At 45.5% G+C, this 21966-nt stretch carries 21 protein-coding genes; 8 read left to right on the forward strand and 13 right to left on the reverse strand.

Annotation, left to right across the window (positions count from 1 at the left end; genetic code table 11):
• Positions 1–38: 38 nt before the first annotated feature.
• Complete coding sequence (gene lysA, locus FOT42_RS12130) at positions 39–1277, reverse strand: diaminopimelate decarboxylase (RefSeq protein WP_151890844.1); 1239 nt, start codon at positions 1275–1277, stop codon at positions 39–41.
• A 205-nt stretch (positions 1278–1482) separates the two neighbouring features.
• Between lysA and FOT42_RS12135 the strand changes: the two genes are divergently transcribed.
• From FOT42_RS12135 to FOT42_RS12155, 5 genes are all read left to right on the forward strand, one after another.
• Positions 1483–2121: an LON peptidase substrate-binding domain-containing protein gene (locus FOT42_RS12135; RefSeq protein WP_151890845.1), complete on the forward strand. Its 639-nt coding sequence runs from the start codon at positions 1483–1485 to the stop codon at positions 2119–2121.
• A 118-nt stretch (positions 2122–2239) separates the two neighbouring features.
• Positions 2240–3433 carry an ADP-forming succinate--CoA ligase subunit beta gene (gene sucC, locus FOT42_RS12140; RefSeq protein WP_108423446.1) on the forward strand — a complete coding sequence of 398 codons (1194 nt, stop codon included), beginning with the start codon at positions 2240–2242 and terminating at the stop codon, positions 3431–3433.
• Between the two features lie 352 nt (positions 3434–3785).
• Positions 3786–4121, forward strand: coding sequence for a hypothetical protein (locus tag FOT42_RS12145; protein WP_151890846.1), 336 nt, complete (start codon positions 3786–3788; stop codon positions 4119–4121).
• Between the two features lie 67 nt (positions 4122–4188).
• Positions 4189–4641 (forward strand): TerB family tellurite resistance protein, encoded by a 453-nt coding sequence (locus tag FOT42_RS12150; protein WP_313788429.1) that lies wholly within the window; start codon positions 4189–4191, stop codon positions 4639–4641.
• Positions 4642–4755: 114 nt separating this feature from the next.
• A complete protein-coding gene (locus tag FOT42_RS12155; protein ID WP_151890848.1) occupies positions 4756–5181 on the forward strand; it encodes an Hsp20/alpha crystallin family protein in 426 nt (141 codons plus the stop codon).
• A gap of 92 nt (positions 5182–5273) precedes the next feature.
• Here FOT42_RS12155 and uvrB read toward each other — a convergent pair whose 3' ends face one another.
• From uvrB to FOT42_RS12175, 4 genes are all read right to left on the reverse strand, one after another.
• Complete coding sequence (gene uvrB, locus FOT42_RS12160) at positions 5274–7262, reverse strand: excinuclease ABC subunit UvrB (RefSeq protein WP_151890849.1); 1989 nt, start codon at positions 7260–7262, stop codon at positions 5274–5276.
• A gap of 49 nt (positions 7263–7311) precedes the next feature.
• Positions 7312–9009 (reverse strand): T9SS type B sorting domain-containing protein, encoded by a 1698-nt coding sequence (locus tag FOT42_RS12165; RefSeq protein ID WP_151890850.1) that lies wholly within the window; start codon positions 9007–9009, stop codon positions 7312–7314.
• Between the two features lie 61 nt (positions 9010–9070).
• Entirely contained in the window at positions 9071–9904 is an 834-nt protein-coding gene (locus FOT42_RS12170; protein ID WP_151890851.1) for an ABC transporter permease, read from the reverse strand.
• Between the two features lie 12 nt (positions 9905–9916).
• Positions 9917–10813, reverse strand: coding sequence for an ABC transporter ATP-binding protein (locus FOT42_RS12175; RefSeq protein ID WP_151890852.1), 897 nt, complete (start codon positions 10811–10813; stop codon positions 9917–9919).
• 170 nt (positions 10814–10983) lie between these two features.
• Here FOT42_RS12175 and FOT42_RS12180 point away from each other — a divergent pair, with 170 nt between their 5' ends.
• The gene (locus tag FOT42_RS12180; protein ID WP_151890853.1) at positions 10984–12060 is read left to right on the forward strand and encodes a hypothetical protein; all 1077 of its coding nucleotides are present in this window, start codon (positions 10984–10986) and stop codon (positions 12058–12060) included.
• Here FOT42_RS12180 and FOT42_RS12185 read toward each other — a convergent pair.
• Genes FOT42_RS12185 through FOT42_RS12210 form a run of 6 tightly spaced genes read right to left on the reverse strand, consistent with a single transcriptional unit; the run spans position 12057 to position 17794 of the window.
• A complete protein-coding gene (locus FOT42_RS12185) occupies positions 12057–13115 on the reverse strand; it encodes a nucleoid-associated protein (protein ID WP_151890854.1) in 1059 nt (352 codons plus the stop codon). The two genes, FOT42_RS12180 and FOT42_RS12185, sit on opposite strands and share 4 nt — an antisense overlap.
• Before the next feature lie 38 nt (positions 13116–13153).
• Positions 13154–13666, reverse strand: coding sequence for an IS1096 element passenger TnpR family protein (locus tag FOT42_RS12190; RefSeq protein ID WP_151890855.1), 513 nt, complete (start codon positions 13664–13666; stop codon positions 13154–13156).
• 42 nt (positions 13667–13708) lie between these two features.
• Positions 13709–14722, reverse strand: a complete 1014-nt coding sequence (locus FOT42_RS12195) for a COX15/CtaA family protein (protein ID WP_151890856.1) — start codon at positions 14720–14722, stop codon at positions 13709–13711.
• A complete protein-coding gene (locus tag FOT42_RS12200; RefSeq protein WP_151890857.1) occupies positions 14719–16149 on the reverse strand; it encodes a CCA tRNA nucleotidyltransferase in 1431 nt (476 codons plus the stop codon). The genes FOT42_RS12195 and FOT42_RS12200 overlap by 4 nt, the downstream gene beginning before the upstream one ends.
• Position 16150: 1 nt before the next feature.
• A complete protein-coding gene (locus FOT42_RS12205; RefSeq protein ID WP_151890858.1) occupies positions 16151–16711 on the reverse strand; it encodes an L-threonylcarbamoyladenylate synthase in 561 nt (186 codons plus the stop codon).
• 12 nt (positions 16712–16723) lie between these two features.
• Entirely contained in the window at positions 16724–17794 is a 1071-nt protein-coding gene (locus tag FOT42_RS12210) for a hypothetical protein (RefSeq protein WP_151890859.1), read from the reverse strand.
• Positions 17795–17870: 76 nt separating this feature from the next.
• Here FOT42_RS12210 and FOT42_RS12215 point away from each other — a divergent pair, with 76 nt between their 5' ends.
• On the forward strand, positions 17871–18704 hold the full coding sequence (locus FOT42_RS12215; protein ID WP_151890860.1) for a glycosyltransferase family 2 protein: 834 nt from the start codon (positions 17871–17873) through the stop codon (positions 18702–18704).
• Here the strand turns inward: FOT42_RS12215 and FOT42_RS12220 are convergent.
• Positions 18686–19489 carry a glycosyltransferase family 2 protein gene (locus FOT42_RS12220; RefSeq protein ID WP_151890861.1) on the reverse strand — a complete coding sequence of 268 codons (804 nt, stop codon included), beginning with the start codon at positions 19487–19489 and terminating at the stop codon, positions 18686–18688. The genes FOT42_RS12215 and FOT42_RS12220 overlap by 19 nt on opposite strands.
• A 225-nt stretch (positions 19490–19714) precedes the next feature.
• A complete protein-coding gene (glf, locus tag FOT42_RS12225) occupies positions 19715–20824 on the reverse strand; it encodes a UDP-galactopyranose mutase (RefSeq protein WP_151890965.1) in 1110 nt (369 codons plus the stop codon).
• Positions 20825–20922: 98 nt separating this feature from the next.
• Here glf and FOT42_RS12230 point away from each other — a divergent pair, with 98 nt between their 5' ends.
• Entirely contained in the window at positions 20923–21963 is a 1041-nt protein-coding gene (locus tag FOT42_RS12230; RefSeq protein ID WP_151890862.1) for a glycosyltransferase, read from the forward strand.
• The last annotated feature ends 3 nt before the right edge of the window (positions 21964–21966 follow it).

Here is a 21966-nt window from a genome sequence, read left to right on the forward strand (position 1 = left end):
AGAAAAGTATCTGGTTATCAGTACGGGAAAACCGTGGCCTATTTAACCACTTCTTTCTTAGGAGCTTCGAATAGATTTTTGACATCCACTTGGTTTCGCACGATGTCATCAAAAGTTTCCCGCTCCCTGATCAAATGCGCTTTTCCTTTGTACCAAAGTACTTCGGCAGGCCTGTATCTGGAATTGTAGTTGCTGGCCATCGTAAAGCAATAGGCCCCTGCATTTCTGAAGCAGAGGATGTCCCCTTCGGAAATCTCATTGATCCTACGGTTGCTGCCGAACGTATCGGTCTCGCAGATGTAGCCCACCACGGAATAATAGCGTTCCCTTCCATTGGGGTTGGAAATGTTCACGATCTCGTGGCTGGAACCATAGAGCATGGGACGGATCAAATGGTTGAAACCGGAATCCACGCTGGCAAAAACCGTTGACGTGGTCTGTTTTACCACATTCACCTTGGCCAAGAAATAACCTGCCTCGCTGACCAAGAATTTACCTGGCTCAAAAGTCAAGGTGAGTTCCCTGCCATATTCCTTACAGAATTGGTTGAACCTTTTGGTGAGTTTTTTGCCCAACTCTTCAATATTGGTCTGGATATCTCCTTCCTTGTAAGGCACTTTAAAGCCACTGCCAAAATCAATGAACTCCAGATCTTTGAAATTTTTGGCCGTTTCAAAAAGGATTTCGGAAGCATAGAGAAAGACATCAATGTCCAGAATATCGCTCCCTGTATGCATGTGGATACCATTGATGTTCATCTTGGTCAAATCCACGATCCGCAACAAATGAGGTATTTGGTGTATGCTGATCCCGAATTTGGAATCGATATGGCCTACTGAAATTTTTGAGTTGCCGCCCGCCATCACGTGGGGGTTGATACGGATACAAACGGGAATATCAGGGTGTTTGCTCCCGAATTGCTCCAGAATCGATAGGTTATCAATGTTCACTTGGACACCAAGTGCTGCAGCCGCCTCGATTTCCTCGAGGGAAACACCATTGGGCGTAAAAATGATGGATTCCGGCTTGAAACCTGCCATAAGGCCCAGTTTTACCTCTTGGATGGACACGGTGTCCAGCCCACTGCCCAAATGGTCCATTAACCTAAGGATGCTGATATTGGAAAGCGCCTTGGCGGCATAGTTCAGCCTGAGGCTGGAAACACCTTCAAAAGCCTTGGTGAGCCTTTGGTACTGCGAAGCGATTTTGTCCGCATCATAAACATATAGGGGAGCACCAAATTGCTCTGTGAGTTTCAATAGATCCTTAGGGTTCATGCCGTATCAATATTTAACCGACAAATCTAAAGTTTGTCTTTCGGTTTTACAAGAATAAAAACATATTTCGATGATTTTATAACAAAATGTTCTATATGCAACAATTGGTTTTTGAAGTCGATGAAATTCCTGAAGCTTCTGTAAGGAGATTCCGCTTCATTTGCCGCTTTGGTCCCCGTATAGTATTTTTAGGCAAACTCCATGTATGAAGCTACCTTTCTTCCCTTTGCAGTCCGTTTTTTTCCCCGGTGAGACCGTGCCGCTCCATATTTTTGAGGAACGGTACAAAGAGTTGATCCAAGATTGCCGGAAAGAGGCCTTGACTTTTGGCATCCCTGTTTTTATCAACAATTCCATTTCTCATGGCACCGAAGTGCAGTTGGTGGAGGTGGTCAATACATATGAATCAGGTGAAATGGACGTGGTGTGTGTGGCCCGGCAGGTGTTCAAAGTACTTTCGTTTGAGAACCAGATGGAGGGCAAACTCTACGCTGGTGGGGAAGTGGAGTTTTTGGACATGGAGAGCGATGCGGATGATGGGCTCAGAGAAGAGGTGATGCAGAAAGTGGAGGCTTTGTACGACCTAATGGATGTGCCGTTCACCAAGACGCCGCCCAAACAGTTCAACAGTTATGCCCTTGCCCATAAAATGGGGCTTTCCTTTGAGCAGGAATTTGAATTGCTGCAGATGACCAGCGAAAAGAATAGGTTGCTCTATATCAAGGCCCATTTGGAGACTACGGCCCATGTTTTGAGCGAGGTGAACCGCACCAAGGCCACCATCGAAATGAACGGTCATTTCAAGAATTTTGATCCGTTGGACTTCCCTGATTTCAAGATTTAGATTCCCTGCTGAACAAAACGGCCTTTTTAAGAACGGATATGGGCAATTATTCTTTTTTGCCCTTCTATTTGTCGATGGTGTTTTCTATTTTTGTGGGCAAACAAAAGTTAAATCGCAGATGAATCTTCACGAATATCAAGGAAAAGAGATTTTGGCCAGCTTTGGCGTTAGAATTCAAAGGGGCATTGTGGCCCGAAATGCCAAGGAAGCGGTGGATGCCGCAAAACAACTTACCCAAGAAACCGGTACCGGATGGCACGTCATCAAGGCACAAGTGCATGCTGGTGGCCGTGGAAAGGGTGGCGGTGTAAAATTGGCCAAAAACCTGAAGGAAGTGGAAGAACTGGCAGGAAGCATCATTGGGATGAACCTGATCACGCCACAGACATCTGCAGAAGGAAAAAAAGTACACCAGGTTTTGATTGCCGAGGACGTATACTATCCAGGTGACAGCGAAACCAACGAGTTCTATATGTCCGTTTTGTTGAACAGAGGGACGGGAAGGAACATGGTGATGTACTCCACCGAAGGAGGTATGGATATCGAAGAGGTGGCCGAGAAGACCCCTCACTTGATCTTTACCGAAGAAATTGACCCGGGATTGGGATTGTTGCCCTTCCAGGCAAGAAGAATCGCCTTCAACTTGGGATTGTCCGGAACGGCTTTCAAGGAGATGGTGAAATTTGTTACCGCCCTCTACAAAGCTTACGAGCAGAGTGATGCCAGTCTTTTTGAGATCAACCCTGTATTGAAAACCTCAGATGACAAGATCATGGCGGTGGATGCCAAGGTGTCCATTGATGACAATGCCCTTTATAGAAGAAAAGTATATGCAGAGATGCGCGACCTTCGCGAAGAGAACCCCATTGAGGTGGAAGCCCGTGAAGTTGGTCTCAACTATGTGGATCTCGATGGAAATGTGGGCTGTATGGTGAACGGGGCCGGACTGGCCATGGCCACAATGGATTTGATCAAAATGGCAGGTGGCGAACCAGCCAACTTTTTGGACGTTGGAGGTACTGCCGATGCCAAAAGGGTGGAAGAGGCCTTCCGTATCATTTTGAAAGACCCGAACGTAAAGGCCATATTGATCAACATCTTTGGTGGAATAGTACGTTGTGACCGAGTGGCGCAAGGTGTGGTGGATGCCTACAAGAACATGGGGGATGCCATCCAGGTGCCGATCATTGTACGTTTGCAGGGTACCAACGCTGAGTTGGCGAAGGAAATCATCGATAATTCAGGATTGGCGGTACATTCCGCGGTTCAGTTCCAAGAAGCTGCCGATAAGGTAAAAGAAGTATTGGGATAATTTTCCCGATAGCAATAACCGAACAAGACCGGGGTAACGTTGTTTTAACGTTGCCCTTTTTTATTTTTCTCGATCTTATCCCCAAAATGCCATTTTCTTTCTAAGGGTCCAAGTGTTTCCATTGGCCTTTTTCTTGTCTTTTCCTAAATGTGATGAAAAGATTTCTCAACGGGTTTTGATAAAGGTGGTTAGTGCCAATATTAGCGAAATGTTACAGAAATTAAACCTCGGTTAAATGCTGTTTTGCTGTTCGTTTTTTTGGATGTCTTCGCAGTAATTTTGGCCTGTCCTTAAAAAGAAACGTTCATTCCGAAATCAAAAACCCATTCATCATTTAATCAAAAAACAAAACATGAAAAAAATCAAAGTTATTTACGTAGCGCTTGCATTGTTGGCCACAATGGGTGTTTTTGCGAACAAGGGAATCAACATCAAAATGGAAAAAGACCTTTCATCCCAAATTTATGAGATGTTGAAACAATATCCTTTAGAGTTGAAATCGGACGATTTGACCGCTGAGGTGCGCTTCACCATCAACAATAAGGGAGAGCTGGTGGTACTTTCTGTGGAAACCCAAAACGACTTTTTGGAGAACTATGTGAAAAGCCGTTTGAACTACAAAAAAGTGGATGTTGGACACGGTGGTTCAGGTAAAATTTACAAAATCCCAGTGCGGATCACTGCCTAGTCGGCAGAATTTAGTTTGAGTTAGTCAGTCAGGCCCTGAAACTTTCAGGGCTTTTTTGTGCACTAAAATGAGCAACATTGGAGTTATCTATACAAGTGCAGGGCCAAAACTGAACCATATGGGTACTTATGAGGAAAAATTGGGCATTCTTTCGGAACTGATCTCTTTTGCGAGAGTGGACCATTCATTGAAGCGGTCCGAATATGAGTTTTTGTTGAAGGTGGCCTCCAATTTAGGGGTGGACAAGGAAGTCTTTGATGGGCTCCTGAGAAAAGAGTCCCCAAAAGTGAAACTGAAGACCCAAGCGGAGCGTATTGTACAGTTCCATAGGTTGTTGCTCCTAATGAACATAGACCAGGAGCAGCATAAAAAAGAGATAGATACACTGTACAACATTGGACTCAAAATGGGTTTGCCGCCTGCTGCCATGGCGCAGGTACTGGAAATCATGCACCGCTATCCCAATAAGGTGGTGCCCCCCGATGTGTTGATCAATATCTTCAAGGCGCACTACAATTAGCGACACTTTGTCATCTTATTTTCTTTGATTAATGCCATAAAGTCATGTTTTTGGCGTTGGTACAGGTTTTGTCTATGGTTGGGTGTTCGAAGTTTAATTTAAAATTGAATCACCATGAGTATAGTAAAAAGAAACAACCTGTTTTTCCCTGCTTTGATGAACGATTATTTTGCCCCAGACTGGTTTGGTGGCACAGAAAAGTGGAATGCTTCCGCTCCCAAGGTCAATATAAAGGACAATGAAGGGGAGTTTGAATTGGAACTTGCCGTTCCAGGTATGAAAAAAGATGATTTCACTGTGGAGGTGGACAATGATGTGCTCACCATTTCAAGTGAGATCAAATCAGAGAACGAGGAGAAAAAGGACAATTACACCCGAAGGGAATTTTCGTTCACTTCTTTCAAAAGAGCCTTTACATTGCCAGAGACCGTGGACGGCTCCAAGATAGATGCTAAATATGAAGATGGAATATTGAAGCTGACCTTGCCCAAGAAGCAAGAAGCTTTACCCAAGCCCAAGCGATTGATTTCGATTGGATAAGATATTGAAGGCACCAACTCGGTGTTTCATGATGGTTGGATTAGTTGGTTAGTTTGTTGGCGCGCCCCTTGCATAGCTTGGGGCGCGCTTATTTATTCTTTCTCTTGCAATACCTTTATTTCGTCCCTTAATTTGGCCGCCTCCATAAAATTGAGCTCTTTGGCGGCTTTCTCCATGGCCTTTCGTTTTTCCCGGATCAACTTTTCTTTTTGATCTTCGGTCAGGTAGGCCAGATCAGGTTCTGCGGCACGCAGTTCTTCCTTCTGAAAATGATAGGTGGAAACGGAATTTTTGGCAAGGGCATTGTCCAAGCTTTTGTTCAGGGCCTTTGGGGTAATGTTGTGCTCTTTATTGTAGGCCATCTGCTTTTCCCTACGGTAATTGGTCTCATCAATGGTCTTTTGCATGCTCTCTGTAATCTTGTCGGCATACATGATGGCCTTCCCATTGAGGTTACGGGCTGCACGGCCAACCGTCTGTGTCAGCGAACGGTTGCTTCGTAAAAACCCTTCTTTGTCCGCGTCCAATATGGCCACCAAGGAAACTTCGGGCAGATCCAATCCCTCTCGGAGCAGGTTTACGCCGATAAGTACATCGAACAGGCCTTTCCGAAGGTCCTGCATGATCTCTACACGCTCCAAAGTGTCTACGTCACTATGGATGTACCGACAGCGTACATCGATCCTGGATAGGTATTTGGTGAGTTCCTCGGCCATTCGTTTGGTCAAGGTGGTCACCAAGGTGCGCTCATCCAGTTCCACCCGTTGTTGTATCTCTTCCACCAGATCATCGATTTGGTTGGCACTGGGCCTCACTTCGATGACGGGGTCCAAAAGCCCTGTTGGACGTATGACCTGTTCCACATAGACCCCACCACTCAGTTCCAGTTCATAATCGGCCGGGGTGGCACTCACATAGAGGGCTTGGTTCTGAAGGGCCTCAAATTCCTCAAATTTTAAAGGTCGGTTGTCCATGGCTGCGGGCAATCGAAAACCATATTCTACCAAGTTTTCCTTACGCGAGCGGTCACCTCCGTACATGGCGTGTACTTGGGGAATGGTCACGTGGCTTTCATCGATCACCATCAGATAATCATCCGGGAAATAGTCCAACAAACAGAATGGCCGTGTGCCCGGTTTTCTACCGTCCAGATAGCGGGAATAATTTTCAATACCTGAGCAATAGCCCAGTTCACGGATCATCTCAAGGTCAAAATTGGTGCGTTCCTCCAAGCGTTTGGCTTCCAATGGTCTGCCTATTTCTTTGAAATAGTCCACTTGTTTCACCAGATCGTCCTGAATTTCCCGAATGGCATTTTGCAGCACATCGGGAGAGGTGACGAACATATTGGCCGGATAAATGTTCAGGGAATCATAAATCTCGATGACTTTATTGTTGAATGGGTCCAATGCCTCAATTTCCTCGATCTCGTCGCCAAAAAAATGGATGCGGAAGGCATGGTCGGCATAACCGGGGAACACATCCACCACATCCCCCTTCACCCGGAAATTGCCATTTTTGAAATCGGCCGTGGTGCGGGAATACAGGCTCTGCACCAATTGTTTCAAAAATTTGGTACGGGAAATCACTTGCTCCCTATGGATGGAGATCACGTTCTTCTGGAACTCAATGGGGTTCCCGATACCATACAGACAAGATACCGATGCGACCACCAGCACGTCCCTTCTTCCTGAAAGGAGCGAAGAAGTGGCACTCAAGCGCAGTTTTTCGATGTCCTCATTGATGGACAGATCCTTTTCGATATAGAGTCCGCTGGAAGGAATATAGGCTTCTGGCTGATAGTAGTCGTAGTAGGATACAAAGTATTCCACGGCATTGTTCGGAAAAAACTGCTTGAATTCCGAATACAATTGGGCGGCCAAGGTCTTGTTATGGGCCAATACCAAGGTGGGTCGCTGCACGGCCTCCACCACATTGGCCACGGTGAACGTTTTGCCCGAACCCGTTACCCCGAGCAGGGTCTGATGCCGTTCATTTCCCTCAATGCCCTCCACCAATTGCTTAATGGCATTTGGCTGATCTCCCGTAGGTTTGAATCCCGAAACTACCTGAAATTTCATTCGATAAAAATACTAAAGGATGCACCCAAACGGAAGCAAAAGGGAAAGATTATCTTTTCAGGGTAAAATGGCCCTTTATTTCCCTATTGGAATCATCTGTGGCCACAAACCAATAATCTCCGGAAGGCAGCAATTTTCCCTGAAAAGTACCATCCCACCCCAAAGAGTTTTGGGAAATCTGCTTTAGGAACTTGCCATAACGATCAAAAATCCGGATCTGTTGCAGCTCCACTGGGTCCGAGTCCTTGGGTTGGATGAACTGCCAAAGGTCATTGACATTATCCCCATTTGGGGTGAAAAATTTTGGGAACCCCTCCACGGTCAAATCCTGTGTGAATGTTCTTTCTGCCACACCACATCCATTGATGTCACGGACATAAAAAGTGTGCGTTCCGGGTTCCAGACCACTGAACACATTGTTGTTGGAATAGGGACCATCAATGTTCCCTGTTGCATATTCATAGGAGCCATTGCCTGAGGCCATGACCGTTACCTGAATGGTGCTTCCCGTGCTTTGGACCCTAAGGTCTTCAATAGTGGGTGTTTCAGAAGCTACTACTTCAAATGTTTTTGAGGTGGGACATTCTATGGTGTTGCCAAATTGATCTACCGTATTGTAGGCCTCATATCGATATAGCCCATTTTCGGTAATGGATACTTCCGAGGTTTCCGAGATCAAGGTTTCAGTATTGAATTGGTTTAGCCGGTACCATCGATAACCTTCAGCGATATCTGTTGCGGTAATCACCAACGGTCCATCGTTGGAACAAGTGGAAAAGTAATCGGGTAGGTCCGTTTCCGGATTGATGACCACATATTCACCGGTTTCAAAATCCAAATAGGGGCCACAGCCCAATAAGGTGGTAAAGCTGGTTTGCACACAGCCTTCCGCCTGACCTGCTTCATTGAATGGGGTGATGGTCATGAAAAAGGTCTTGTTGGGTTCAAAGTTGAAAATAGGGGTGGAGTTTGTATAGAAAGTGGAACTGTTGAGGATATCGCTGCCAGATGGTGTGGTTCCAATGTTCACGATGTAACCTGTTGCATCGGGTATCGCATTCCATTCGATTACAGGGTTCAAGGGCACATTGGTATCCCCATCTAAGGGATATATCACATCGGTGCAATCCGGTATTGCGGAGGCTGTACGGGTCGTGAATTGTTGGGAAGCACATCCTACCGCTGTGCCCAAATCGTTATAGGGAATAATGGTCACGTAAATAGTGGTTTCCGAAGAAAGGTCCACAGGAGGGTTAAAGCTGAGTGAGTTTTCCGCATCATAATTGTTCAGGATGTCTCCACCACCGGGTGTTGTGCCCAAGTTGACAAAGTAACCTGTGGCACCATATTGATAGGACCATGCTATGTTGGTGTTTGGGTTTACATCAATGGACATATCCGCAGGACGGGTCATTTGGGTACATGCAGGAATCCCTGGCAATGATTCGGTAGTGAACACGAAGCTGGGACAGGTAATGTTCGGTGCATCAAAAAAGAAAAGCGTAATGGTCACATAAATGGTGGTACTGGCCGGAAGTCCCATGGGCGGGGTGTAGGAGGAACCACTAGCAAACTGGGAGGTCAGAATATCATCCGCTCCAGGACTTGTTCCCAAAATGATATTGTATGAAGGCACACCTTCCACTGATTCCCAATCGATGGTAGCATTGAGGGGAACACCTGAAGTACCATTGGCAGGATATACAATGTCAGGGCATTCCTGAGCCGAACCCCAAGTGACGGCCAAAAGGACCCATATAAAAAAAAGTCTGTTCAGTTTTTAGCGTGATTTATGCATCTACAAGATACTATAAATCACGTTTTTTCAACAAAGCATAGGATAAATAGATGAAAATGGCTGTCCAAACGATGACAATCAAGAACTCGTACCAATACACATGATAATCAAACTTCATGTCTTCGCCGATTTGTTGCCCGATGTTCTGTACGGCAGAAAGTCTGGTAAACGGTTCTTTGATCAGATTTGACATGGATTGTAACGGGAAAAAGTCTTTTACCATCCGTGCAGCATCCCAACTCATGACTTTCCATCCCATAAGACCGAACACCACCTGCTCCAAAATGGTCCACAGGATGAGAAACCCCAACGCAAAAGCGGAACGTTTCACCAAAATCCCCAAAAAGAGACAGAAGGAGAAGAAACCGATCAGCTTAAAAAAGAAGGCAGGTAAAAATTCCAGATCGGAAAAAATGATGGACAATTCATTGTAATCCGAATAGGCAAGCCCCAAAATCATGGAAACCACAAATACGAACACGGTCGATATCAAGGCAAAGGATACCACAGTAAGCACTTTGGAAAGGATGAACTCTTTCTTGGAGAGGCCATCTATTAGGTTTTGTTTGATGGTCTTGTTGCTGTACTCATTGGACATCATGGAAACGATGACAATGGCCAAAAAAAGTTTGAAGAGGGCAGTCACAAAGGTGTTGAAGTGCCAGATGTAGGGAAAGTTGAAGATTCCTTGGTCGGCCAAATGGAACTGGACCGGACCAATGTCAAATTTAATGGCAGCAATCAGTGCAATGGAGGTCAAGAGTACAAAGTAGGCAATGATGAGTACCTTACTCGCCCTATTGTTCCAAAGTTTTATGAATTCTATTTGTAGGAGACGTAACATTCGTTTTTTTGATTAGTTGTTCTTGGTCAAGGTTAAAAATTGTTCTTCCAGGCTCTCTTTGCGTTTCACCAAATGGGAGAGTACGATGCCTTTCTCAAAGAGCATCTTGTTGAGTGTCATGGCGTCCATTTCTTCCTTGAGGTAAGCAGTCAGTGTCCCGTTGAAGTTCTCGATCTTTCCAAAACTGGCATTTTTCTCCAATAGCGATTTTAATTGATCCATTTGTTGGCAACGGAGCTCAAAAAAACCATGGCTTGCCAGCATGCTGTCCACCGGACCTGAGTATAGGTTTTCCCCCTTTCGGAGAATGACCACGTGCGAACATACTTTTTCCACCTCGTCCAGCAAGTGGGAGGCCAACAAAATGGTGGTACCCTGACCTGCAATGGTCTTGATGATTTCCCGAATTTGATGGATCCCTTGGGGGTCCAGACCGTTGGTGGGCTCGTCAAGTATCAGTATTTCCGGGTCGTTGAGCAGGGCAGAGGCAATGGCCAAACGCTGTTTCATCCCCAGGGAATAGGTCTTGAACTTGCTGTCTCTACGGTCCCAAAGTCCGACCAGTTCCAACTTTTCCTGAATTTTGGTCTCCGGCACCTCCTTGATCTTACAGACCAGTTTTAGGTTTTGGATGGCCGTCATGTAAGGGTAGAAGTTGGGTCGCTCGATAATGGCCCCTACCTTTTTCAAGGCCTCGTGGGTGGAGGTGTTGCCATCGAACCAACTGAAATCGCCCGAAGTGCGGTTCACTACGTTGAGGATGATGCCCAAAGTGGTGGATTTTCCACTTCCGTTGGGCCCCAAAATGCCATACACGTTGCCCTTTTCAATGGTAAAGGAGAGGTCTTTGACAGCAGTGAGGTACCCGAATTTTTTTGTGAGATGGTTTACGGTCAGTATTGTTTCCAAGCCGGAATCGTTTTTTGATTTGTTTATAGTAACTTGACGAGGTTTAATGGAATTTGTTACAATAAAACTAAATTTTTGACCATATAGGACAAATAAGGGAAGTTGAGAAGTCGGAAGTCGGACATCTCATACCTTGTTTCCTGTGTCCTATATCCAGAACCATAAAGAATATGTCCGAGGAGAAATTGATGTCGAAGAAAAAACCAGCCTATCCGGTCAACAAAAAACTGGACAGCTATCTGCACAGGTACAACCGAAAAATAGAGATCCCTATTTTCTATGATGATCTGTTGCGCTTTTCCGGTTCGGTGGTCGTTTATGATAACGATGGGGAGGATACCCTTTGGGTACGGGTCTATTATTCTGATTTTGATCGAAAGGAAATCGATATCAGCCTAAAAAAGGTCTATTCCATCCTGCATTCGGATGGTAGTGACCGTATCCAGGAATATTTGAACGTGGATGCCGTAGATTTCTGCACCTTTGGCAATTCCAAGCCGTTCCGCATCAAGGTGAGGAACATCCTCAATGACAACTACACCTATTTTTATGTGAAGAAGACCGATGCTTCACGGATTTATGGGTTGGAGCTGGAACACATGCTCTCCCCCTATAACCTTAACTTTTTGGTGTACAAGGACACCCTGATCGAGGAACACATTGCGGGCATTCCGGGCGATGTGTTCATCAATTATATGCTGCCCAAATGTTCGGCGTCCGAGAAGGCCCAATTGGCCAAGGAGTTTGTGAAGTTCAATGAGCGTTGTATGATCCGTTTGTTGGGCGATATGCGCTCCTACAATTATGTGATTGTTCCCGTGCACGATTTTGACCATGTGGTCTATAAGATCAGGGCCATCGATTTTGACCAACAGTGCTTCGAGGGGAAACTGAAGGTGTACCGACCCCAGTTTTTCAAGGAAAACTATAAAATGGTGGAGCTGGTGCGCGATAAATTGCAGAAAAACTCTGTGGACCAGTACAAAATAGAGGAACGGTCCATTGTTGCCAAGCGGATCCTCAGTTCGGGCAACCGCATCAAGCGTTTGATAGCCGCCGCAAGACCGGATACCATATCATTGCCGGAAAACATCGACCGACTAAAACACGAAATTTATGACCTCACGAAGGACATTGATTTCAAAAAAAGCAGCACCATGGGCGAAGTACTGTCCCTGGCCCTTGATTTTGTAAAGCGTAACTACCAGGATGTCAGTATGAAGCAGATTATCGAGAAGAAGTTCTAGCTCTTCTGCTCCTTGTTGAAATACACCAGATAATAGTACATCTGTCGCTCCTCGTCCCAGCCCTTTTCCACAAACTTTTCGGCGGATTCAGGGTTGATGAAATCCAGTTTTATCTGGATATTGGTGTCGAGGTTGATGACATTCTTTATTTTTTTCCGGGCATCTGAAACGGCCTTGTTGGCGATGTCAAAATTTGAGACGTCCTCAATGCTGTACTTTGGCCCCTTTTCCACTTTGTAATGCTTGAACTCGGGAATCAGTTCCGGGTTTTCCATCACTTCGTTCAAAAAGGCGGTCTCTTCAAAGGCATCGTTTTTGGCAAAATGGTTCACCGCCCGGTTCATGAAAAGGACCTCTTGCTGCTTGTCCTCAGCCGGAAGAACCACGTCCTTGGCAAAGTTCTGGCAGAATTTCAGGTAGTTTTTGGTGTAGAAATTCTCGTCGGTCAATGGGACCAAACCTAAAAAATTCTCCAGCCAATATTTGGCATCATAGCGGTTACTGTCCACGGATAGGACTTTGTACCCTTCTTCCTTGTCCACATTGAAAACGATACAGCCCTTGTCCAACTTGTTGATGTTGATGCCCTGTTTGATAAGGATCTCCAAGTTTTGCTCCTTTTCCCGGAACTGAAGGAAATCATGCTTCAACTCACTTTTAAAAATGCCCACGGCATCCGTTTTTTTGTTGTCGATGACCATGTCCGAAAAATGGACGACATATACCTCCCCACTTTTAATGTGCGGGTGGTTGGATTGGTCAAAAAGGTGCTGGGTTATTTTTTTGGAAACCTGGTGCCCGTTCGTTGGATTTTCAAACAGTTCCGAAACGGATTTGAACACTTCGTTGAACTCCAGGTCCACTTCATGCGCAAACCTGAAGTAGTTCTCTTCCTTTTCCCGAAACGGCCTAAAGAAATACTCCTTTAGCAAACCGGCCATCTCATCGTTGAGCAAAAAAGGCTCGGCGGACATAAAAGCAGCTTCATTTTTGCTCTTGTTGCCCACGCGGTGGAGCGAGATGCTTTCAATCTGGGCGGTATATAGGTTCAGCATATTTTTGGGTAAAGTGTTATAGGTTAAAGTAAGGAGGGCTAGTTCCAGTTTTCGTCAAAATCCATATCGTCATAGCTGTCGAGGAAATCATCGTCGTCACCAAAGCTGTCCTCCAGATCACCTTCCTCTGCTTCAAATTTTTTCTCCGGTGGGGAGTCCGGTAGTTCCCCGAAACTGAACAATAGACTGGGGTAAATTCTTCCGTCTTGATTTTCAACCACGTCGGCCAGTTCTACAAAGAAGGTCCACATGTTGAAAAAATCATACACATAGATCATTTTTGGGCTCTGTTCCGACAGTACGTCGTCCAAGGTGGTCTCGTTCATCAACCGGATATCGGAACCATTGTCGCTCATATCGAAGAGTGCAATTTCCTCATCTTGGTTCCAGTCCTCGTCGCAGGTATAGAAGGAGGCCATTTCACCTCCTTCAAATCCAAAGGCCTGGGTTATGGCATTGTGGAAATCTTCCAGTGTATCGTTTTCGTCAATTTCGATATCCCGAAAGATATCTTCCTCAGCATCAAGTATTATCCTGATTTTATAGATCATCAAACAAAATTAAAATGTGTGCAAAGTTACAATAAATACCCCTTATTTGGTGAACCGGTGCAAGGTAAAGGTCATGGCGGCCAAAAGGAAAAAAGCTCCAATTTGGTGCGCAATGCCTAGCCACAGAGGAACGGCGTAGATCAATGTCAGTACGCCCAGTACAAATTGTAGGAATACCAATCCCAATAGAGTTTTGAGGCCGTTTTCCTGTATGGGTGTCCGTTCCACTTTGCGGGTGCTGAACCATATCCAAAGGATAAAGCCCACTACAATATAGGCCAGATAACGGTGCACGAACTGCACCCCGCTCTTTCCTTCATAAAAGTTTTTGATGACGGGCTGGTGCTCTATGTACACGGTTTCGTGCATCAATTTTCCTTCGTTCATCAGGGGCCAGTGGTTGTGGATGAACCCGGCATCCAGACCGGCCACAAAGGCGCCCCAGATGATCTGGAGCAAGAGAACGGCCAGCCCCGCCCTGATGAGGTTCCTGATTTTTGTATTGACTTCTTTTTTGTTGGGATATATCAAATCCAAGGCCACCCAAAGGCTATAGGCAAAGGTGATGAAGGCCGTGGTCAAATGGGCGGCAAGCCGGAAATGGGACACATCCGGACGGTCAACGAGGCCGCTTTTGACCATGTACCAGCCCAAAAATCCTTGAAAGCCTCCCAAAAAAAGCAGGACAAGACATTTTTTGATAGTGGGCCTGTCCAATTTTTTGGTAAAAAGAAAGTATAGGAAGGGCAGGATAAAAACGACTCCAATAAATCGCCCAATAAATCGATGCAACCACTCCCAAAAATAAATATCCTTAAAATCCTCTAGATCAAAATGGGAGTTGAGTTTTTGATACTCAGGGTATTGTTTGTAAAGTTCAAAAGCCTCTTCCCAAGCCTGCTCGTTCATCGGAGGCAAGGTCCCGTGGATCAATTTGTAATCGGAAATGGAAAGTCCGGAATGGGTGAGCCGGGTAATGCCACCGACGAGGACCATTACAAAAATGAGGGCACAGCCCGTCAATAGCCAATAAACTACAGCTTTGTTATTTTTCATTCCGTATGGACTTTTAGGTTCATTTCTTTGCCCTTTTCCAGCATAAATTGGTAAGCGGCATCATATTCGTTGGGAATTTCACCTTCCAGAATGGCCTCTTTTATGGCATCCTTTATAATCCCGATTTCCTTGGAAGGTTTTAGATTGAAGGTTTGCATGATCTCCTCACCGGAAACAGGGGGCTGAAAGTTGCGCACGTGGTCCCTTTCCTCGACCTCCACTATTTTTTGGCGTACAATCTGGAAATTGTTCTTGTACTTTTTCTGTTTTTTGGGGTTTTTGGTGGTGATGTCCGCTTCGCAAAGGGTCATGAGGTCGTCCACGTGGTCCCCGGCATCAAAGACCAAACGACGGACGGCTGAATCGGTGACATGGTCCTCGGCCAAGATGATGGGGCGTGAACTCATCAGCACCATTTGTTGCACGAACTTCATTTTCTCGTTCAAGGGCATCTTGAGTCGTTTGAACAGTTTGTACACCATTTTGGATCCCACAAACTCATGTCCGTGGAAGGTCCACCCGATTTTTTTGTGGAACTTTTTGGTAGGGGCCTTGCCTATGTCGTGAAGCAGGGCGGCCCACCGCAACCAAAGGTTGTCCGTGGTTTCGGCAATGTTGTCCACCACTTCCAGGGTATGCCAAAAATTGTCCTTGTGTCGTTGACCCTCCACCTCTTCAATACCCTGAAGGGCAGTGAGTTCGGGTAGGATATAGGGTAAAAGCTCTGTTTGGAGCATCAACTTGAACCCAACGGATGGCTTGCGGGCCATCGTTATTTTGTGCAATTCATCCACAATACGTTCCTTGGAAACGATTTTGATACGGTCCTTGTTTTCCGTGATGGCCTGAAGCGATTTCAGTTCAATGCTAAAACCCAATTGGGTGGCAAAACGGATGGCGCGCATCATGCGCAGCGGGTCGTCGGAATAGGTGATGCCTGGCTCCAGTGGGGTCCTGATGGTTTTTTTGTCCAAGTCGGACAATCCATCAAAAGGATCCAAAAGTCGTCCAAAGCTGTCCTTGTTCAGCGACAGGGCTATGGCGTTGATGGTAAAATCCCTTCTGTTTTGGTCATCTTCCAAGGTACCGTCCTCCACAATGGGTTTTCGGCTGTCCCGTTGGTAACTTTCCTTTCGCGCGCCCACAAACTCGAGTTCCATGCCCTGATGTTTGATCATGGCCGTACCAAAATTCTTGAACACGGAGACCTCAGGTTTTCCCTTGAGTTTGGAAGCCACTTTTTGGGCGAGTTCAATTCCGCTCCCAATGGCCACAATGTCTATGTCCTTCGGAGTGTTTCGTTGTAAAAAGTAATCACGTACATAGCCGCCGATCACATAGGAGTCGATGCCCAGTTCATCAGCGGTTGAACCGATCAGCTCAAAAATGGGATGTTGTATGGCTTCTGTATGGAATTCCTTCGTCATTCTATTCCCGGATTACCTTCACCTGGCCGTCATTGCTCAATTTGATGATGGAGGAAGGGGAAGGGTTTTTGTTTTCGTCCGGCAAATTTACCACATAGTCCACTCCTTTTAAAATTTCCGGGGCTATATCCTTGAAACGTTTTGGTGTTGGCTCTCCGGAGATGTTGGCCGAGGTGGAAACAATGGGTTTTCCAAATTTGTTGATGAGGTACTGGCAGAATTTGTCCGACGCGACCCGGATGGCCAGTGTGTTGTCTTCTGCAACGAGATTTGGGGCCACGCCCTTCGGTTCGTCAAAGACGATGGTGGTGGGCTTGGTGGCCAGGTCCATGATGTCGTAGGCCACTTCGGGCACCTGTTTCACATGGCGTTCCAGCATCGCTTGGTTGGCCACGAGGCAGATCAGGGCCTTGCTGTCCGCCCTTTTTTTGAGGGCATATACTTTTTTAACGGCTTCGGGGTCAGAGGCATCACAGCCAATGCCCCACACGGTATCGGTAGGGTAGAGGATAAGGCCCGCTTCTTTCAGCACTTTGATGCAGTTGTTGATTTCTTCGGTCATTGGATGAAAATTCTAATTGCTTTCCAAAAAGGTGATATATCGGTTTTTCTGCTCCAAAAAATCCCACTTTTTGGAAACGTATTCTTTTTTGTCGCTTTTTCCGGTACGTATGCTTTCAAAAACTTCGGATAGTCCATCGGCACCTGTGTAAAAAAGGGAGTGGGATTCCATATCCGGGATATGTTCAAGTCCGGTAGGGGAAATCAGGTTTTTTCGGTATCCGAATGCCTGATTGTAGCACCCCATGATCTTGTATTTGGCATAATTGTCCCCAACGGAATCCAAGGGAATCAATATATAGTCCGATTTTTGGATGTAATCGTGGAACGTGTCGTTGTCCAGAAAAGCATCAAACGTGATAAAATTATCTTGAAGACCAAGGATTTTGATATGGTCCAAAAATTCTTGGCTTTTTGGATCGTTGGCATTGGTGCTGCCCAATATCAGGATCTTTAAGTTGGATTTTGTCAAAGTCTTTCGAAGTGCCTCTACCACCAAAAAATAGTCCCTCCGGCCAAAATCCAGTTTCCCGGGAATACTGATCCAGACCTCTCCTTCTGGTTTTGAAGGAGCGGTACTGTCATATTCTGGGAAGAAAATGGGGTAAAAAGCTTCCAGTTGAAGGGAACTGTCCTCCAACTTGACGGAATCCAGCAAAAAATCATTCAGCACGAAGAATTTCTTTATGGCCTTGTTGATGAGTTTTTGGGAAAAACTGTGGTTTGCTTTTTTCAAGTTGTGGAGAATCCCGAAAAGTTTTGTTTTTCGTTTCAACAAATGGCTCAGCAAGATGACTTCCAATCGGGAACTCGCCGTGTTGAAGATGAGCGTTTCCACCTTTTTCTTTCCCAAGAACCTGCTCAGACCAAAAACAAAGGCAATACGCTTGAACAGATTTTTTTGTGATGAACGTTGGAAAATGACGACTTCTTCCGCAAGGTGAATATACTCGGAAGCCCTTTCATGGATCTGTTCGCTGATGATGAGGGTTACCGAATGTCCTGAATCCGTCAAAAACCTGATCTGCGAGTACAGGCATTCGTCATGATAGGAGTTGAACTCGACAAGGGCTACTTTTCCCATGGACAGGTTTTTTGAAAAGACAGTACTTTTTTGCAAAGTTATCTTTTAAATTACAGACTTTACTATTTTTGCCTGAATGAGCCACGAAGAACGCGAAGTACCGAAAATATCCGTAATAGTGAGCACCTACAATGCCGAGGAGTGGCTGGAAAAGGTGCTTTGGGGCTTCAATTGTCAGATTTTCAAGGACTTTGAGGTGGTGATTGCGGACGACGGCTCGGGACCCAAGACCAAGGAACTTCTGGAGGAACTTTCTGAAAAGGTGTTCTACAACATTGTGCATGTGTGGCAGGAGGATGATGGGTTCCAGAAATCAAGGATCTTGAACAAGGCCGTGGAGGCCTGTAATGCGGAATACATCATCATGACGGATGGGGACTGTATTCCCCGGGAGGATTTTGTGGAGGTACATTACATCAATAAGGAACCCGGATATTTTATCTCGGGCGGTTACTACATGCTGCCGATGAACATTTCCAAAATGATCACTTTGGACGATATTGAAAAGCAAAATTGCTTCAACATCCATTGGCTGATGGACAAGGGCATTCCAAAAACGTTCAAGAACAACAAGCTCACTGCGAGCGGTTTCATTTCAAAATTGCTGAACACCTTCACCCCGACCAATGCCAGTTGGAACGGCCACAATTCATCGGGATGGAAAAAGGATATCCTCAATGTGAACGGTTTTGATGAGCGTATGCAATATGGCGGTCAGGACCGGGAATTGGGCGAACGCCTCTTCAATTTTGGGATAAAGTCAAAGCAACTGCGCTACAGTGCGGTCTGTGTGCATCTAGATCATAAAAGGGGCTATAAGACACCGGAGTCCATCGCCAAAAATCAAGCCATACGAAAGGAAACAAGGTCCAAAAAAGCGGTCTGGACGCATTACGGCATTACCAAATAGTAGGCCAGCTCGTTCTTTTTTTCCAGTCTTTTCAACTCCCTGAACCTTTCCAGAACACCAAGTGCATTGAGATAACAAATGGTGATTCCCTTTTTGCCGTCCAAAAAGCCCAACCTGATCACGTAGTGGTTGAAGAATTTCCACAATGGTTTTACCGTCATCAATAGGTAATTGAAATGTTTTTCCTTGTAAAAATCCTCTTTGGCCTTCAATTGACCGTATTTCAGCATCTTGCCTTTGTAGTCCTCGTAGTTCTTATAACAGTAGTGGGTCAGTCGTTGTTTGAGGATACCAGAACTTCCCTCTACCTCAAGGGTCTCGTGCACCAACTTTTTATCCGTGAACTGCACCTTGCTTTTTCGGAAAAGTCTATGGTTTTTATCGGTCTGCCAACCACTGAAATGCAACGGTTCATTTTGGAACATAAACTTGCGATAGAACCAATAGGCCTCTTGGGCATTGGGTTTGTTTATGGTCTCGATGATTTCTTTTTGGAGCTTTTCAGTGACCACTTCGTCCGCATCCAGGAACAGGACCCAATCATGGGTCGCTTGCTTGAGGGTAAACGATTTTTGTGCGGTAAAATTTTCAAACGGATTTTGGATGACAGTCACTTTGGGGTGGTTCACCAAATATTCGTAGGTTCCATCCGTACTATAGGAATCCACAACAAGAATCTCATCAGCAAAGCAAACGGAATCTATACATTTTTCAATGTAGCCCATTTCGTTGTAAGTAATGATGAGTGCTGATAATTTTTGCTTTGGGGCGCTCAATCCAGCCATATTATTGGTATGGGGTTAATGGTTTACAAATCTATAACAAAAAAAGAGGAGGAAAATTGTTTTTCCGTTTCTTTTTCTTACAACAACTGACTGCTTGAATCCCCTACCATTGTTGTTCCAATAAGGGTTCTTTGCAATGCAGTTTCTTTCCTTTAGATAGGCCCCCGCAGTGATGGTTGCGTAAGGATGTGGTTTTTTTGTCCTATTGTAGATGTGGGAAAGTTCTCAGGGCAGTAGTTTCCTTGTTTTGGCCAGAGCGGCACCGATCACTTGGTGCATGTCATAGTATCTGTACTCTGCCAATCGGCCCCCAAAAATTGTCGTTGTCTCCTGCTCAGCCATTTTTTTGTACGTATTGAACAGATCGGTGTTCTTGGCATCGTTGATGGGATAGTAAGGTTCATTGTCCGAAGAGGCCTCCAGCGGGTATTCTTTGGTGATCACCGAAGCCTTTTGCTTGCCAAACTCAAAATGCTTGTGTTCAATGATCCTCGTATAGGGGATGGAGGCTTCCGTATAGTTCACCACGGCGTTGCCCTGATAATTGTCCTGATCGAGGGTCGTGTGCTCAAAATGAAGGCTACGGTATTCCAGCTTGCCATGGCGATAATCAAAATATTCATCGATTTTTCCGGTAAACACTACTTGTTTGGCCAGGCTTTCCAATTTTTTTCGGTCCTTGAAAAAATCCACATTTGTTCGGCATTCAATGCCCTCCAGAAGACCTTCGGTCAATTTGTTGTAACCACCAACGGGGATACCTTGGTGATCATCGTTGAAATAATTGTTGTCATACGTAAATCGTAAGGGCAACCTTTTGATGATGAAGGCCGGAAGCTCCGTTGCTTTTCTGCCCCACTGTTTTTCGGTATAGCCCTTGATCAATTTTTCATAGATGTCCTTGCCCACCAGCGAAAGCGCCTGTTCTTCCAAATTGGACGGTATCTTGTCCTTGTATTCCTTCGTCTGTTCCGCTATGATGGCCTTGGCCTCATCTGGAGTGGAAATCCCCCACAATTGACGAAACGTGTTCATGTTGAACGGGAGATTGTAGAGTTCACCTTTGTAGTTGGCCAACGGGGAGTTGGTATATCTGTTGAAGGGAACAAAACTGTTCACGTAGTCCCAAATAAACTTGTCGTTGGTGTGGAAAATATGGGCCCCATACTTGTGTATGTTGATGCCGTCCACATCCTCACAGTAGGTATTGCCGCCAAGATGTTCCCTTTTATCGATCACCAAACATTTTTTCCCCTTTTTGTGGGCTTCATGGGCAAAAACGGCACCATACAGTCCAGCACCTACAATCAGAAAATCATATTCGGGTTCACGCATGTTGTCCACAATCTTTGGTTTATAATTTAAAGGCGATTGGTCGCAATTTATGGATTCGAGAAAATAAAAAAGGATATTTTTGAAAAAAACGGACCAAAATGCCAAACCGAAAACTGTTCTATATCTCCAGAAATTACAAGTTTTCCAGAAATGCGGCCTCCAAGCCCAAAATGGACTGTGAGGAAGTGCTGTCCAAATCCGGATTCAAAAACCTTGGATTCCGGCAAAGCAACCATCCCAGTTCGGCCATTGGGGCGATCATCAGCTTTTTTGGCATCACATGGGGATTGGTCCGGTTGCCATTTTCATCGGTGCTCTGTATGCAATATCCGCTCAGTAAATTTTTCGGTTATAAGGTGGCCGTGGCCAAGCTGAAAAGGTGTAAACTGATTTTGATCGTACACGATGTAAAAACGCTCATGGGTAAGAACAGGGATGCTGGAAAGGAGATGAGGCGGTTCAACAAGGCCGATGTGCTCATATTGCACAATCAGGTGATGATGCAGTGGTTCGCCGAAAATGGATACAAGGGAAAAATGGTTCCCTTGTACCTCTTCGATTATCTGTTGGCCGATGGGCAGAAACTGCCCGAACAGTCTTTGGGCCAAGGGAATGAAATCGTTTTTGCAGGGGGACTGGGCATGGAAAAAAGTGCCTTTCTCTACCAATTGGATGAATTGCATCCGAACTTTACCCTCAAACTTTATGGAAACGGCTTTCAAAAGGAGAAAGTAAAAGAAGGTTCCGCATTGCACTACCAAGGAGTTTTTGCCCCCGATGAGGTCCTGGACCACTTGAAGGGAAATTTTGGCCTCGTATGGAACGGAAATGCCATCAGGGAATGCGATGGCGACTTTGGCAAGTACATCCAATACAACAATCCACACAAAACGTCCCTGTACCTATTGGCGGGCCTTCCCATCATCATTTGGGACAAAGCGGCCGTTGCCCAATTGGTGGAAAGGGAAAAAATAGGGTTTGCGATTGCCTCCTTGGAAGAATTGTCGGAAAAACTAGCCCAAATCGATGCGACCACCTACGACCAAATGGTCGCCAATGTGCACACCATGAGAAACAAGATTGCCAATGGCCACTTCTTACAGGAAGCCGTTGCAAATGCCTTGGCAGAGTTGGGGTAGTAG

Source organism: Flagellimonas hadalis, assembly GCF_007785775.2.
Classification (GTDB): domain Bacteria; phylum Bacteroidota; class Bacteroidia; order Flavobacteriales; family Flavobacteriaceae; genus Flagellimonas; species Flagellimonas hadalis.